Below are 14,284 nucleotides of genomic sequence, written 5' to 3'. Positions count from 1 at the left end.
CCAAATCCGGTTTCAGACGGCCTCTGTAAAACCCGTAAAGAAAAGGCATTCCCATGACACAGCAACTGAAATACAAACGCGTATTATTGAAACTCTCCGGCGAAGCCCTGATGGGCAAGGACGCATTCGGCATAAACCGCGATACCATCATGCAGATTGTCGGCCAAGTCAAAGAAATCGTTGATTTGGGCGTACAGGTCGGCATCGTGGTCGGTGGCGGCAACATTTTCCGCGGCGTATCCGCACAAGCCGGCAGCATGGATCGCGCCACCGCCGACTATATGGGCATGATGGCCACCGTCATGAACGCCCTGGCCTTGAAAGACGCATTCGAATCACTGGGCTTGAAAGCCCGCGTGCAATCGGCACTTTCCATGCAGCAAATCGCCGAAACTTACGCACGCCCGAAAGCCATCCAATATTTGGAAGAGGGCAAAGTCCTGATTTTCGCTGCCGGTACCGGTAACCCGTTTTTCACCACCGACACCGCCGCTGCCTTGCGCGGTGCGGAAATGAACTGCGACGTCATGCTCAAAGCCACCAACGTGGACGGCGTGTACACCGCCGACCCGAAAAAAGACCCGTCAGCCACCCGCTACGAAACCATCACTTTTGACGAAGCGTTGAACAAAAACCTCAAAGTGATGGACGCCACCGCCTTCGCCCTGTGCCGCGAACGCAAACTCAACATCGTCGTGTTCGGCATCGCCAAAGAAGGCGCGTTGAAAAACGTGATTTTGGGTCAGGACGAAGGTACGCTGGTACACTATTGATTGAAACCAAGGCCGTCTGAAAACCAAAAATCCCGCAGGGTGGGCACTTGCTGCCCACGCAATCTTTGGAATTATGGGAACATCGATGGTTTGACAGGCTTTCGGTGGGCATGAGTGCCTACCCTACCGCTATTGATTGAAATGAAAAAAGGCCGTCTGGAAATTTTCAGACGGCCTTTTGGCAATGGCGGATTAATAACGCTTGCCGCCGAATGCGGTATCCAAATCCGGGTTATTGCCGAAACGTACTATACCGGCAGTTTCTGCTGCATTCGGGCCATACAGTTTACCGTCATAACGGCCTTCACTGTTCATCAAGACGCTGGCTTGGCCTGAATAAGATGCACCGTTCAGACGGCCTTCATGCAGGGTAATATCACGGCGTAAGCCAGGCATAGTGATTTCTCCGTCCACTGTTTTGCGTCCGAAATTGACATTAATGCGGCTGGTTGCATCCGTTAAAACTTCATTGGTCACGCTGTCGAGACGGACAGCATTGCCGTAATAAGTGGCCGAGCCTGAAGTCGGAATTTCGTGGCGCGGTGTTTCCGTACCTTGAAAGCGCAGTTCGCGAACCTGTTTGCTGTCGTCCACCCATACGCCGTAGAAAGCATGGGTGTAATTATGGCCGACAAGTCTGCCCGTATCGGTGCTGGCGGTAACCAAACCTTTATCGCTGGCGGTCAGGTTAATGCGGACGCCATCCGGTGTTTGCGCCGTACCCGAGCCGCCACCACCTCCGCAACCAACCAATAAAGTCGACAGTAAGCTAAAAGTAAGAAGAGATTTTGTATGTTTGAGCATTTGCGTTTCCTTTGTGAATGGATTAAATCAGACTGCTAATAGGCTGCCGACTCTTTTGTGTTTCCGCTGGCAACGTTAAATCCTATTATTGATTTTCTTTGAAAATCCGTTGTACCTCAGGGTCTTCAATGAATTGTTTAAAACCTTGGGCAATCGGTTTGTTAATGCGCGGAGCAATATCACTGAGAGAAGCAGCGAGTTTTGGCGTCCGTAGCGAAACGGTGTAGTCGCGATTAAGTAGAGTTGTGTGATTTTTCAGATTGATAAGGCGATAATTGATGCGGTAACGCCAATCAACGTTGTAACCGACATCATCAGCTAAAAATTCTTCGACTGTACCATCCAGTCGAAGATGGCCGTTACCTACATTAATACCGCTTTGGCGCAGTTCTAGGGCAGTTGCTTGACGAACCAGATTCTCTACATTGTCATCCAGCAGAATAGGGCCTATTGCCTTATTCTGAATTTGATTGGGTTGAACTCGACCGTATTCTCCGGGTAGGTAGGAAAATTCACCCAAAAGAGCATTGCCTTCTGCTTTGGTGTAGCTTTGTGCGACATAATTTCCCGTAGGAATAGAGGCTGCGACGCATCCGGTTAAGGCAAGCGTTGCAAAAGCCAGAAAAGAAACGGTCAGTAATTTTTTCATGGTTTTCCTTTGTTTCTGCGTTTATTCATTAAGGCCGTCTGAAAGTATCGGAGGGCTGGTTGTTCCGTATTTGGATTTTTACTGAAACGGGCAGGCAGTATTGTTTGCAGTCAAAATGTTTTCCTTTTAGAATGAATGCTGCTTATCTGATTGGGTTCGGTTTGAATGCGGATGAGATATTACAGGCAGATAAACACCCTTTTCAACACCGATAAACGGTTTTAAAATCCGATTATCGGTCTAAAATCTCAATTTAGTTGAAGGAATAAAAATATGGCAGTCAACGACAAAATCCGTGCGCTGCGGGAGTTGAACAATTGGTCGCAGGAGGACATGGCCGAGCGGATGAATATGTCGAAGAGCAGCTATTCGCGTTTGGAGCGGGAGGAAAGCAAATTGGATTTGTCGAAGCTGGAAAAGCTGGCTGCGATTTTTAAGATTGATATTGCCGAACTGGTTACTGCTGATGATAAGGGTTTGGTGCTGCTGATTGGTGCAAATGGGGGAAACAATACGAATTATTACGGGAATGCCGAGGGCTTGACGCTGGAGTTGGAAAAGCTGAAATTGAGCCTGAGCCACGCGCAGGAGCTGCTGGTTCATAAAGACCGCTTAATCGAGCAGAAAGACAGTGAAATCTCCGCTTTGCGTTTGCTGGTCGAGCAGTTGCAGAAATAAGTTTGACAAGGCCGTCTGAAAATTTTCAGACGGCCTTTTTAATTTGGGGGCGGTAGCCGAAGTTTGTTTATAATGAACCATATCGAACAATATTCAGAGGGAGGCGGAGACGGCGGAATATTTGGTGCTGACGGCTTTGGAACAGGCGTTTCGGTCGTTGGAGGATACGATGGCGGTATTGGCCGATAAGGCTTGGTTTGAGCGGCAGGATGAGGTGATGCGCGAAATTTTGCAGCGGCATTTTCCGGAGTATGCGGTATGGGTGTTCGGTTCGCGCGTCAAGGGTACGGCTCGGCCGTATTCGGACTTGGATTTGGGGGTGATGAGCGATAAGCCGTTGCCTTTACGCCGGATGGCTTCGGCAGAAGAAGACTTCAGCCGCTCGGATTTGCCGTATCGGGTGGATTTGCTCGATTGGTCGGGCTTGAGTGGAATTTCAAAACCTTATCCGTGTGCGTTATGAAGTGGTACAGGCTTGAGAAAAGTTGTTTTTGAGGTTTTCAGACGGCCTGCTTTATAGGCGTCGGATAAAATAAGGCTTAAAAAACAAGGCCGTCTGAACGGTTCGGCTTGTCGGAACGGTCTAATGGCGGTACTATTGAGCGTTATCCGGCCGATTTGTGCGCCTGAGTTTCGGGTTTCAGACGGCCTTTGATTTTATCTGTTTGATTTTAATAATAAGTGAGCGAAGAAATGATTAGTGATATTCAGAAAACCGCTGAAGGTAAAATGCAGCGTTCGTTGGAAGTGTTGAAGGAAAACCTGTCGAAAGTCCGTACCGGCCGCGCGCATACCGGCTTGCTGGATCAAGTGGAAGTGGAATATTGGGGCAGCATGGTTCCGGTGAGCCAGGTGGCCAACGTGACTTTGATTGATTCGCGCACCATCGGTGTGAAGCCGTTTGAAAGCAATATGGCGGCCAAAGTGGAGAAGGCGATCCGCGATTCCAATCTGGGTTTGAACCCTGCGGCGGTGGGCGATCTGATTCGTGTGCCGATGCCGATGCTGACCGAAGAGCGTCGTAAGGATTTGATTAAAGTGGTACGCGGCGAGGCGGAAGAGGGGCGCGTATCGATCCGCAATGTGCGCCGCGATGCCAACGACCACATCAAAAAACTGTTGAAAGACAAAGAAGTGCCTGAAGATGATGCGCGCCGCGGCGAAGAGGCGGTTCAGAAGCTGACCGACAAATACATCGCCGAAGTGGATAAGATTTTGGCGGCCAAAGAAGAAGATTTGATGGCCATCTAACACCATCGGTCCGGTTTGTTCAGACGGCCTCTTGAATTGGGCAGGCCGTCTGAAAATCATGTGAAAGGCAGACATGAAAAGCAGTACGCAAACGATTCTGGCGCATACCCAAGTGCCGCGCCATATTGCCGTGATTATGGACGGCAACGGTCGCTGGGCGAAAAAGCGTTTTCTTCCCCGCGTGATGGGACACAAACGCGGCCTTGATGCGCTCGAGACTATGGTGAAGCATTGTGCCGAAATGGGCGTGCAGTATCTGACCGTGTTTGCCTTTTCGACGGAAAACTGGCGCCGCCCCGAGGATGAGGTTTCGTTTCTGATGGGGCTGTTTCTGCAGGCTTTGCAGAAGCAGGTGCAGCGTCTGCACGAAAACAATATGCGTTTGAAAGTCATCGGCAGCCGCGAGCGGTTTCATGCCGATATTGTGGCGGGTATTGAGGCGGCAGAAAAGTTGACCGCGAACAATACCGGTCTGACTTTGAGCATTGCCGCCGACTATGGCGGCCGTTGGGACATTTTGCAGGCGGCAAATAAGGTGATTGCCGAGGGCGGAATCGAGATTACCGAAGAAAACCTGAGCCGCCATCTGATGCTGGGTGATGCGCCCGAGCCGGATTTGTTTATCCGCACCGGCGGCGAAACGCGCATCAGCAATTTCCTGCTGTGGCAGATGGCTTATGCCGAGCTTTATTTTACCGATGCGTTGTGGCCTGATTTTAACGAACAGACTTTGAAAGATGCGGTCGCTTCGTTCCAACAGCGCGAACGCCGTTTCGGGCGCACTTCCGAACAGCTTCCGGCCGAGCAGCAAAGGGGTTGATCATGCTGATACAACGGATCATCACGGCATTGGCTTTGCTGCCTTTGATGTTGGGCATGTTGTTTTATGCGCCCGACTGGCTGTGGGCGGCGTTCAGCGGCCTGATTGCGCTGCTGGCCTTGTGGGAATACGCCCGCATGAGCGGTTTGGACAAACGCCAGGTCAACCATTTTCTCGTTTTCAGCCTGATTTTCGGTATCGTCGCCTATTTAGGCGGCTGGCAGCTGCCCGATTTGGTTTGGTATCTTGTGCTGGCGTTCTGGCTCGTCATCATGCCGCTTTGGCTGAAGAAAAAGTGGACGCTCAAAGGCGGCTGGCAGGCTTACGCGGCCGGCTGGATGCTGATGCTGCCGTTTTGGTATGCCTTGGTCGGTTTGCGTCAGGGCATCAATGACGCGACTTCGCTGCTGGCGGTTATGGGTTTGGTGTGGGTTGCCGATATTTTTGCCTACTTTACCGGCAAGGCGTTCGGCAAACATAAAATCGCCCCCACCATCAGCCCGGGAAAAAGCTGGGAAGGCGCAATCGGCGGCGCGGTGTGCGTGGCCGTGTACATGACCTGCATTTGGTATGCGGATTGGCTGGCGTTTGACACCGGCTGGCTGAATGCCGTGTTCATCGGTTTGGTGCTGACCGTGGTCAGCGTGTGCGGCGATTTGCTGGAAAGCTGGCTCAAACGCGCGGCGGGCATTAAAGACAGCAGCAACCTGCTGCCCGGTCACGGCGGCGTGTTCGACCGCGTGGACAGCCTGATTGCCGTATTGAGCGTGTATGCGGCGATGATGGCGGTTTTGAACTAAAGGCCGTCTGAAATGCCCACATGGGAACCGTCGGGTTTTCAGACGGCCTAACTGTTTTTAAAGACAAAAATATGAGATTGATGCCGTCTGAAACTTTTCAGACGGCCTGGCAGAAGTTGAATCATGACGACACAAGTCCTCACCATTTTAGGCAGTACCGGCAGTATCGGCGTCAGCACGTTGGACGTGGTTGCGCGCCATCCCGATCGGTTTCAGGTGTTTGCGCTGGCGGGGCATAAACAGGTCGAGAAGCTGGCGGAGCAATGCGTGCGGTTTGCGCCGAAGTTTGCGGTAGCCGCAGACGGCGAACATGCCGCGCGTTTGGAAAACCTGTTGCGCGCGCAAAACTGCGCCACCGAAGTATTGCACGGTGCGCAGGCCTTGATTGACGTTGCGTCTGCACCCGAAGTAAGCGGCGTGATGTGCGCCATTGTCGGCGCGGCCGGCCTGCCTTCCGCTTTGGCCGCGGCGCAAAACGGCAAGACTATTTATTTGGCCAACAAGGAAACGCTGGTCGTCTCCGGCGCGCTGTTTATGGAAACCGCCCGTGCCAACGGCGCGAAAGTGCTGCCCGTCGACAGCGAACACAACGCGATTTTCCAAGTGTTGCCGCGCGATTATGCAGGCCGTCTGAACGGACACGGCATTCAGTCGATTATCCTGACCGCTTCGGGCGGGCCGTTTCTCGAAACCGATTTGGCCGAATTCGACCATATTACGCCCGCTCAAGCCGTCAAACACCCGAACTGGAGCATGGGACGGAAAATTTCCGTCGATTCCGCTACCATGATGAACAAGGGCTTGGAGCTGATTGAAGCGCATTGGCTGTTCAACTGCCCGCCCGACAAACTGGAAGTCGTGATTCATCCGCAATCGGTCATCCACAGCATGGTGCGCTATCTCGACGGTTCGGTCTTGGCGCAGATGGGCAATCCCGACATGCGCACGCCGATTGCGTATTGTCTGGGTTTGCCCGAACGCATCGAATCGGGTGTGGGCGCATTGGATTTCGGCAGCCTGTCGGCTTTGACTTTCAAGCAGCCCGATTTCGACCGTTTTCCGTGTCTGAAGCTGGCGTATGACGCGATGAATGCGGGCGGAGCCGCGCCTTGCGTGCTGAATGCCGCCAACGAAATCGCCGTGGCCGCGTTTTTGGACGGTAAAATCAAGTTTACCGACATTGCCAAAGTCGTGGCGCACAGTTTGGAGCAGAATTTTTCAGACGGCCTCAACGATATTGGAAGCCTGTCGGCGCAAGACGCGCAAACCCGTATTCAGGCGCAGGCCTATATCGACGGCCTGAACTGATTTTCAGACGGCCTTGTCAGAAAGAGGCCGTCTGAAAATCAAACAGTCAAAACAAAAACATCAGGGGACTTTTTTGCAAACTTTATTAGCATTTATCGTAGCGATTCTGATTCTGGTCAGCCTGCACGAGTTCGGCCATTACATCGTGGCGCGCTGGTGCGGCGTGAAAGTGCTGCGTTTTTCCGTAGGCTTCGGTAAGCCTTTTTTCACCAAAAAACGCGGCGATACCGAATGGTGTCTCGCGCCGATTCCGTTGGGCGGCTATGTCAAAATGGTCGATACGCGCGAGGGTAATGTGGCGGAAGAAGACCTGCCCTATGCCTTCGACAAGCAGCATCCGGCCAAGAGAATCGCCATCGTCGCCGCCGGACCGCTGACCAATCTGGCTTTGGCCGTATTGCTTTACGGCTTGAGCTTTTCGTTCGGCGTGACCGAAATCCGTCCGTATGTCGGCATGGTCGAACCGGCCAGTATCGCTGCCAAAGCCGGCTTCCAGCCCGGCGATAAGATCCGCTCGGTCAACGGCACGGAGGTGAGCGAGTGGGGCGATGCGCAGACGGAGATGGTTTTGAACGTGGAAGCCGGCAAGGTGGCGGTGGACGTTCAGACGGCCTCAGGCCAGGCCGTAACGCGCGTGATTGATGCCGCCGGCACGCCCGAAGCGGGTAAAATTGCGCAAAATAACGGTAACATCGGCCTGTGGCCTTTTAAAATCACCAACCGTATCGGCCATGTGGCCGAAAACAGCCCGGCGCAACAGGCCGGTTTGAAGGAAGGCGACAGGCTGATCAGTGCCAATGGCCGGGAAATCGGCGAATGGGCGGCTTGGGCGGAGTTGTTCCGCAACAGCCCGGGTCAGAAACTCGATGTGGTCTATGAGCGCGGCGGCCGAACTTTTCAGACGGCCTTGCGTCCGGACACGGTAGAATTGAAAGACGGCACTTTGGCCGGCCGCGTCGGCGTGGCGGCGCAGCGCGATGAAGCATGGGATAAGCAGGTTCGTCACGAATACACGCCGTCGGTAGGCCAAGCCTTCAAAATGGGCTGGGACAAAATGGTCGGCTATTCGGCCACGACACTGGAATTTTTCGGCAAGCTTGTGACCGGCAATGCCTCGACCAGCCATATCTCGGGGCCGCTGATGATTGCCGATGTCGCCGGCCGTACGGCGGCATTGGGCTTGCAGAGTTATTTGGAATTTTTGGCCTTGGTCAGCATCAGTTTGGGGATTATGAACCTGCTGCCGGTGCCTGTTTTAGACGGCGGACACTTGGTGTATTATACCGCCGAATGGATACGTGGAAAGCCGTTGAGCGAGCGCATTCAGGCCATCGGGTTACGCTTCGGCCTGGCCGCCATGCTGATGTTGATGATGCTGGCGTTCTTTAATGATATTAATCGTTTCTTTGGATAATTGTATGAAATTAAAACAGATTGCTTCTGCTTTGATGTTGTTGGGCCTGTCGCCTTTGGCCTTGGCCGACTTCACCATTCAGGATATTCGTGTCGAAGGTTTGCAACGTACCGAGCCGAGTACCGTATTCAACTATCTCCCTGTGAAAGTGGGCGACAATTTCAGCGACGAGCGCAGCGAAGAAATCATCCGCAGTCTGTATGCGACGGGCTTCTTTGACGACGTTCGCGTCGAAACCATGGGCAACCAAGTGCTGCTGACCGTGGTCGAACGCCCGACGGTGGCCACCTTGAACATTACCGGCGCGAAAATGCTGCAAAACGATGCCATCAAGAAAAACCTGGAAGCATTCGGTTTGGCGCAATCTCAATACTTCAACCAAGCCACGCTGAATCAGGCAGTCGCCAGTTTGCGGCAGGAATACATCAGCCGCGGCAAGCAGTCGGTGAAAATCACGCCGACCGTTACCAAGCTGGCGCGCAACCGCGTTTCCATCGACATCGCGGTGGAAGAAGGCAAATCAACCAAAATCACCAATATCGAATTTGAAGGCAACGAAAAATATTCCGACCGCAAGCTGATGAAGCAGATGTCGCTGAGCGAAGGCGGCATGTGGACGTGGCTGACCAAGAGCAACCAGTTCAACGAGCAGAAATTCGCGCAAGACATGCAGCGCGTGAGCGATTTCTACCAAAACAACGGCTATTTCGGCTTTAGTGTTGTCGATACCGACATTCAGACCAATGAAGACAAAACCGAGCAAACCATCAAAGTCGTGGTGGAAGAGGGCGAGCGTTTCCGTTGGGGCAAAGTGCGGATTGAAGGCGATACCCGCGAAGTGCCGAAAGACGAACTGTACAAACTGCTGAAAATGAAAGAAGGCAAGTGGTACGAGCGTCAGCAAATGATAACGGCGTTGGAGGCGATTCAAAACCGCATGGGCGCGGCAGGATACGCTTTCAGCGAAGTCAACGTGCAGCCGCAGCCGAATCCGGAAACCAAAGTCGTGGATTTCGTGCTGAACATCGAGCCGGGCCGCAAGATTTACGTCAACGAAATCAATATCAGCGGCAACAACAAAACCCGCGACGAAGTGATCCGCCGCGAATTGCGTCAAATGGAGGCCGCACCTTACGACACTTCCAAGCTGCAGCGTTCCAAAGAACGCGTCGAGTTGTTGGGCTATTTCGATAACGTGCAATTCGATGCCAAACCGGTTGCCGGTACGCCCGACCAAGTCGATTTGAACATGAGCCTGACCGAACGCTCTACCGGTTCGCTTGATTTGAGCGCGGGCTGGGTGCAGGACACCGGTATGGTGGTTTCCGCCGGTGTGGCGCAGGACAACCTGTTCGGTACGGGCAAATCCGCATCCGCCCGCCTGTCGCGCAGTAAAACCACGCTCAACGGTTCGCTGTCGTTCACCGACCCGTACTTTACGCCCGACGGCGTGAGTTTGGGCTATGACGTTTACGGTCGCAAATATGACCCGCGCGAAGCCTCTTCCAATGAGAAACAGTATAAAACCACCACCATCGGTGGCGGTTTGCGCATGGGTATTCCCGTTACCGAATACGACCGCGTGAATTTCGGTTTGGCGGCGGAGCATTTGACCGTGAACACCTATGACGGTGCGCCGAAACGCTACCGTGAATTCATGGGCGAACATACCGGCAAAGAAATCGGCAAGTTTTCAGGTATGCTCTACAAAGGCACCATCGGCTGGGGACGCAACAAAACCGACAATGCCTTATGGCCGACGCGCGGTTATCTGACGGGTATCAACGGCGAAATCGCCCTGCCCGGCAGCGATTTGAAATACTACACCCTGACCCACAACCAAACCTGGTTCTTCCCGCTTTCCAAAGACTTTACGCTGATGTTGGGCGGCGAAGTCGGCTACGGTAACGGTTACGGTAAAGAAAAAAGCATGCCGTTCTTCGAAAACTTCTACGGCGGCGGCTTAGGTTCGGTTCGCGGCTTCGAAAGCGGCACGCTCGGTCCGAAAGTGTATGACGAATACGGCGACAAGATCAGCTACGGCGGCAACAAAAAAGCCAACGTCTCAGCCGAATTGCTGTTCCCGATGCCGGGCATCAAAGACGCGCGTACCGTGCGCTTGAGCCTGTTTGCCGATGCCGGCAGCGTATGGGACGGTAAGACCTATAATGACAGCAGCAGCGATGCCTACTACAACGACGGTACGGCGCAAAACGTCTACGGCTTGGGCAAATCGCACAAATCGACCTTTAAGGAAGAGTTGCGTTATTCCGCCGGTGCCGCCGTAACTTGGCTCTCGCCTTTGGGGCCGATGAAATTCAGCTATGCCTATCCGATTAAGAAAAAAGAAGGCGACGAAATCCAACGCTTCCAATTCCAATTGGGTACGACGTTCTGATTCAGGCAGGCCGTCTGAAAGCCGATATTTTTCAGACGGCCTGACAGGAATGTAAAGGAAACGATGATGAAATATGCTTCAAAAATCATTCGCCTGGGTGGCGCGGCGGTGTTGGGTTTCGGCCTGACGGCGCAGGCTGCGGCAGCCGAAGCCGTGCAGAAACTCGGCTTCATCAACACCGAGCGCGTGTATCTCGAATCCAGACAGGCGCAAGGGATTCAGGCCAAGCTGGAAAAAGAATTCGGCAGCCGTCAAAAAGCCCTGCAAAAGCTGCAGCAGGAAGGTGCGGAACTGGAGAAAAAGCTGGCCGACAGCCGCTTGAAAGGCCAGGCGCGTGAAAACGTGGCCAAGCAATGGGGCGAGATGGTACAACGTTTCCGCCGTTCACAGGCAGAATTGGCCGAAGACTACAACCTGCGCCGCAATGAAGAATTTGCGGCCTTGCAGCAAAACGCCAACCGTGTGATTCTCGACTTGGCCAAGCGCGAAGGGTATGACGTGATTTTGCAGGACGTGATTTACGTCAACAGCAAATACGACATTACCGACAGCGTGATTAAAGCCATGAACGCACGCTGATTTTCAGACGGCCTGAATCGGGAGAAAGGCCGTCTGAAAATAGGATAACCGGGTACGGATCTTCAAATCTGCGTTCTGTCTTCCCGCCGGCAGGAGAGGGCAGTCTGCCGAAGCATCCCGATGGTTCAATGTTCATCCATCCCAATGCAAACAGCCCGAAAATTTCAGACGGCCTGCGCCGAGTATGGCAGGCCGTCTGAACATTAACCCATAACGCCGCCGCGAACCTGCCGCACAAGGTTTTCAGACGGCCTGAAAGTTTTACTATGGCTTCCTACACCTTATCCCAAATTACCGCCGAACTCGGCGGCGAATGGCGCGGCGACGACATCGCCGTTACCGCTGTCCGCCCTTTGGCCGACGCGCAAGCCGACCACATCAGTTTTCTGGCCAATCCCAAATACAAAGCCGAAGTGACGGACAGCCAGGCCGGTGCGGTTATCGTGTCGGCCAAATCCGCCGACGAGTTTGCCGGACGCAGCCTGATTGTCGCCGCCGACCCGTATCTCTATTTCGCCAAAGTCGCGCGCCTGTTTTCGCCCGTAGTCAAAGCCGCGGGCGGCGTGCATCCTACCGCCGTGATTGAGCCGAGTGCCATCGTGCCCTCAAGCTGCGAAATCGGTGCCAACGTGTATATCGGCGCGAATACCGTCTTGGGCGAACGCTGCCGCATTCTGGCCAATTCCGTGGTGCAGCATGACTGCACTTTGGGCGACGAAACCGTACTTCACCCCAATGCCGTGGTTTACTACGGCTGCACGCTGGGCAAGCGCGTCGAAATCCATTCGGGCGCGGTCATCGGAGCGGACGGCTTCGGTCTCGCATTCGCAGGCGATTCGTGGTTCAAAATCCCGCAAACCGGCGCGGTCACGCTTGGCGATGATGTCGAAATCGGTTCCAATACCAACATCGACCGCGGCGCGATGAGCGACACCACCGTCGGCAACGGTACCAAAATCGACAACCAAATCCAAATCGGCCACAACTGCAAAATCGGCAGCCATACCGTCATCGCCGCCAAAACCGGCATTTCCGGCAGCGTAACCATCGGTAACTACTGCATCATCGGCGGTGGCGTCGGCACCGTCGGCCACATCGAAATCGCCGACAAAACCAATATCGGCGGCGGTACCTGCCTGACCCACAGCATCACCGAACCCGGCCAGCACATCGCCGGCATCTTTCCCGACATGCCGTATAAAGAATGGGTGCGCAACGGCGTACACATCCGCCACCTGAACGAAATGAACAAGCGTATCAAGCAGTTGGAAAAAATGCTGGGTACGGACGCACCGTCACACAACGATTCTGAAAATTAAAAGGAAAATCATGGACTTTACCTTACCGATTGAAGCCAAAGACATCCAAAAGCTGATTCCCCACCGCTATCCGTTTTTACAGCTCGACCGCATTACCGCCTACGAGCCGATGAAATGCCTGACCGCGATTAAAAACGTCACCATGAACGAGCCGCAGTTCCAAGGCCATTTCCCGGATCTGCCCGTCATGCCTGGCGTGCTGATTATCGAAGCCATGGCGCAAGCCTGCGGCACGCTGGCCATCCTGAGCGAAGGCGGCCGTAAAGACAACGAATTTTTCTTCTTCGCCGGCATCGACAACGCCCGCTTCAAACGCCAAGTCATTCCGGGTGACCAACTGGTTTTCGAAGTCGAACTCATCACCAGCAAACGCGGCATCGGCAAATTCAATGCCGTGGCCAAAGTCGACGGCCAAGTGGCGGTCGAAGCCGAAATCATGTGCGCCAAACGCGTGGTGTGATTCTGCCGGATACCGTTCACGCACAAGAAGCAGGCCGTCTGAATATTCAGACGGCCTCATTGAAATAAGGAGCAGAACATGACCCTGATTCACCCGACCGCCATCATCGACCCCAAAGCCCAGCTCGATTCCAGCGTCAAAGTAGGGCCTTACACCGTTATCGGCCCGAACGTGCAAATCGGCGCGAACACCGAAATCGGTTCACACGTCGTGATTAACGGCCACACCACCATCGGCGAAAACAACCGCATTTTCCAATTCGCCAGCTTGGGCGAAATTCCGCAGGACAAAAAATACCGCGACGAGCCGACCCGCCTGATTATCGGCAACGGCAATACCATCCGCGAATTCACCACCTTCAACCTCGGCACCGTGACCGGTATCGGCGAAACCCGCATCGGCGACGACAATTGGATTATGGCCTACTGCCACTTGGCGCACGACTGCGTCATCGGCAACCACACCATCTTCGCCAACAACGCGAGTTTGGCCGGGCACGTCACCATCGGCGATTATGTGATACTCGGCGGCTACACGCTGGTGTTCCAATTCTGCCATATCGGCGACTACGCCATGACCGCCTTCGCCGCCGGCGTGCATAAAGACGTACCGCCGTATTTCATGGCCGCCGGCTACCGTGCCGAACCCGCCGGCCTGAACAGCGAAGGCATGCGCCGCAACGGCTTTACCGCCGAACAGATTGCTAGCGTGAAAGACGTGTACAAAACCATCTACCATCGCGGCATTCCGTTTGAAGAAGCCAAAGCCGATATTCTGGCGCGTGCCGAAACCCAAAGCGAATTGGCCGTGTTTAAAGACTTTTTCGCCGAATCCACGCGCGGGATTATCCGTTGATTAGGTTATAAAAAAATAGAAAAGGCCGTCTGAAAATTTATGTTTCAGACGGCCTTTTGTTCGGTTTGCTTATTTACCTACATCTTATCGTATTTGTCGGACATATAGATAACCATTATCCACAAAAGACAGGCATACATGATAACTGATGAGGCAGTAGACAGCAGGTTTTCCGG

The 14,284-nt window shown here is 53.6% G+C and carries 15 protein-coding genes; 13 read left to right on the top strand and 2 right to left on the bottom strand.

What is annotated here, in order from left to right; genetic code table 11:
• Positions 1-53: 53 nt before the first annotated feature.
• The gene (gene pyrH / locus ACM67E_RS11335) at positions 54-773 is read left to right on the top strand and encodes a UMP kinase (protein WP_416191542.1); all 720 of its coding nucleotides are present in this window, start codon (positions 54-56) and stop codon (positions 771-773) included.
• A gap of 192 nt (positions 774-965) precedes the next feature.
• On the opposite strand, the gene ACM67E_RS11330 is transcribed toward pyrH, so the two are convergent.
• Together ACM67E_RS11330 and ACM67E_RS11325 are read right to left on the bottom strand one after the other, a co-directional pair.
• The gene (locus tag ACM67E_RS11330; protein WP_416191541.1) at positions 966-1,577 is read right to left on the bottom strand and encodes a Slam-dependent surface lipoprotein; all 612 of its coding nucleotides are present in this window, start codon (positions 1,575-1,577) and stop codon (positions 966-968) included.
• An 85-nt stretch (positions 1,578-1,662) separates the two neighbouring features.
• Complete coding sequence (locus ACM67E_RS11325) at positions 1,663-2,226, bottom strand: hypothetical protein (protein ID WP_416191540.1); 564 nt, start codon at positions 2,224-2,226, stop codon at positions 1,663-1,665.
• 273 nt (positions 2,227-2,499) lie between these two features.
• Between ACM67E_RS11325 and ACM67E_RS11320 the strand changes: the two genes are divergently transcribed.
• The 12 genes from ACM67E_RS11320 to lpxA all read left to right on the top strand — a co-directional run bounded on the left by ACM67E_RS11320 (position 2,500) and on the right by lpxA (position 14,108).
• Complete coding sequence (locus ACM67E_RS11320) at positions 2,500-2,904, top strand: helix-turn-helix domain-containing protein (RefSeq protein WP_416191539.1); 405 nt, start codon at positions 2,500-2,502, stop codon at positions 2,902-2,904.
• 124 nt (positions 2,905-3,028) lie between these two features.
• Entirely contained in the window at positions 3,029-3,367 is a 339-nt protein-coding gene (locus ACM67E_RS11315; protein ID WP_416191538.1) for a nucleotidyltransferase family protein, read from the top strand.
• A 230-nt stretch (positions 3,368-3,597) separates the two neighbouring features.
• Positions 3,598-4,155, top strand: a complete 558-nt coding sequence (gene frr / locus ACM67E_RS11310) for a ribosome recycling factor (protein WP_416191537.1) — start codon at positions 3,598-3,600, stop codon at positions 4,153-4,155.
• A 73-nt stretch (positions 4,156-4,228) separates the two neighbouring features.
• Positions 4,229-4,975, top strand: a complete 747-nt coding sequence (locus ACM67E_RS11305) for an isoprenyl transferase (RefSeq protein WP_416191536.1) — start codon at positions 4,229-4,231, stop codon at positions 4,973-4,975.
• A gap of 2 nt (positions 4,976-4,977) precedes the next feature.
• Complete coding sequence (locus ACM67E_RS11300) at positions 4,978-5,775, top strand: phosphatidate cytidylyltransferase (RefSeq protein ID WP_416191535.1); 798 nt, start codon at positions 4,978-4,980, stop codon at positions 5,773-5,775.
• Positions 5,776-5,898: 123 nt separating this feature from the next.
• Complete coding sequence (gene ispC, locus ACM67E_RS11295; protein WP_416191534.1) at positions 5,899-7,083, top strand: 1-deoxy-D-xylulose-5-phosphate reductoisomerase; 1,185 nt, start codon at positions 5,899-5,901, stop codon at positions 7,081-7,083.
• A 73-nt stretch (positions 7,084-7,156) separates the two neighbouring features.
• A complete protein-coding gene (gene rseP / locus ACM67E_RS11290) occupies positions 7,157-8,497 on the top strand; it encodes an RIP metalloprotease RseP (RefSeq protein ID WP_416191533.1) in 1,341 nt (446 codons plus the stop codon).
• A 4-nt stretch (positions 8,498-8,501) separates the two neighbouring features.
• Positions 8,502-10,895: an outer membrane protein assembly factor BamA gene (gene bamA, locus ACM67E_RS11285; protein ID WP_416191532.1), complete on the top strand. Its 2,394-nt coding sequence runs from the start codon at positions 8,502-8,504 to the stop codon at positions 10,893-10,895.
• A gap of 66 nt (positions 10,896-10,961) precedes the next feature.
• Positions 10,962-11,474, top strand: a complete 513-nt coding sequence (locus tag ACM67E_RS11280) for an OmpH family outer membrane protein (RefSeq protein ID WP_416192782.1) — start codon at positions 10,962-10,964, stop codon at positions 11,472-11,474.
• A 266-nt stretch (positions 11,475-11,740) separates the two neighbouring features.
• The gene (gene lpxD, locus ACM67E_RS11275) at positions 11,741-12,793 is read left to right on the top strand and encodes a UDP-3-O-(3-hydroxymyristoyl)glucosamine N-acyltransferase (protein WP_416191531.1); all 1,053 of its coding nucleotides are present in this window, start codon (positions 11,741-11,743) and stop codon (positions 12,791-12,793) included.
• Positions 12,794-12,803: 10 nt separating this feature from the next.
• Entirely contained in the window at positions 12,804-13,253 is a 450-nt protein-coding gene (fabZ, locus tag ACM67E_RS11270) for a 3-hydroxyacyl-ACP dehydratase FabZ (protein ID WP_095503050.1), read from the top strand.
• 78 nt (positions 13,254-13,331) lie between these two features.
• Positions 13,332-14,108, top strand: coding sequence for an acyl-ACP--UDP-N-acetylglucosamine O-acyltransferase (lpxA, locus tag ACM67E_RS11265; RefSeq protein WP_416191530.1), 777 nt, complete (start codon positions 13,332-13,334; stop codon positions 14,106-14,108).
• Positions 14,109-14,284 lie beyond the last annotated feature (176 nt).

Origin of the sequence: Neisseria sp. CCUG12390 (assembly GCF_047837985.1) — a bacterium.
GTDB lineage: Bacteria > Pseudomonadota > Gammaproteobacteria > Burkholderiales > Neisseriaceae > Neisseria.
This window is presented reverse-complemented; position numbering and strand designations above follow the sequence as displayed.

Coding starts and splice junctions, on each gene's coding strand:
- lpxA (WP_416191530.1), top strand. CDS start 13,332: ATGACCCTGATTCACCCGACCGCCATCATCGACCCCAAAGCCCAGCTC.
- ACM67E_RS11280 (WP_416192782.1), top strand. CDS start 10,962: ATGAAATATGCTTCAAAAATCATTCGCCTGGGTGGCGCGGCGGTGTTG.
- ispC (WP_416191534.1), top strand. CDS start 5,899: ATGACGACACAAGTCCTCACCATTTTAGGCAGTACCGGCAGTATCGGC.
- fabZ (WP_095503050.1), top strand. CDS start 12,804: ATGGACTTTACCTTACCGATTGAAGCCAAAGACATCCAAAAGCTGATT.
- ACM67E_RS11325 (WP_416191540.1), bottom strand. CDS start 2,226: ATGAAAAAATTACTGACCGTTTCTTTTCTGGCTTTTGCAACGCTTGCC.
- bamA (WP_416191532.1), top strand. CDS start 8,502: ATGAAATTAAAACAGATTGCTTCTGCTTTGATGTTGTTGGGCCTGTCG.
- ACM67E_RS11330 (WP_416191541.1), bottom strand. CDS start 1,577: ATGCTCAAACATACAAAATCTCTTCTTACTTTTAGCTTACTGTCGACT.
- pyrH (WP_416191542.1), top strand. CDS start 54: ATGACACAGCAACTGAAATACAAACGCGTATTATTGAAACTCTCCGGC.
- lpxD (WP_416191531.1), top strand. CDS start 11,741: ATGGCTTCCTACACCTTATCCCAAATTACCGCCGAACTCGGCGGCGAA.
- ACM67E_RS11305 (WP_416191536.1), top strand. CDS start 4,229: ATGAAAAGCAGTACGCAAACGATTCTGGCGCATACCCAAGTGCCGCGC.
- ACM67E_RS11320 (WP_416191539.1), top strand. CDS start 2,500: ATGGCAGTCAACGACAAAATCCGTGCGCTGCGGGAGTTGAACAATTGG.
- ACM67E_RS11300 (WP_416191535.1), top strand. CDS start 4,978: ATGCTGATACAACGGATCATCACGGCATTGGCTTTGCTGCCTTTGATG.
- frr (WP_416191537.1), top strand. CDS start 3,598: ATGATTAGTGATATTCAGAAAACCGCTGAAGGTAAAATGCAGCGTTCG.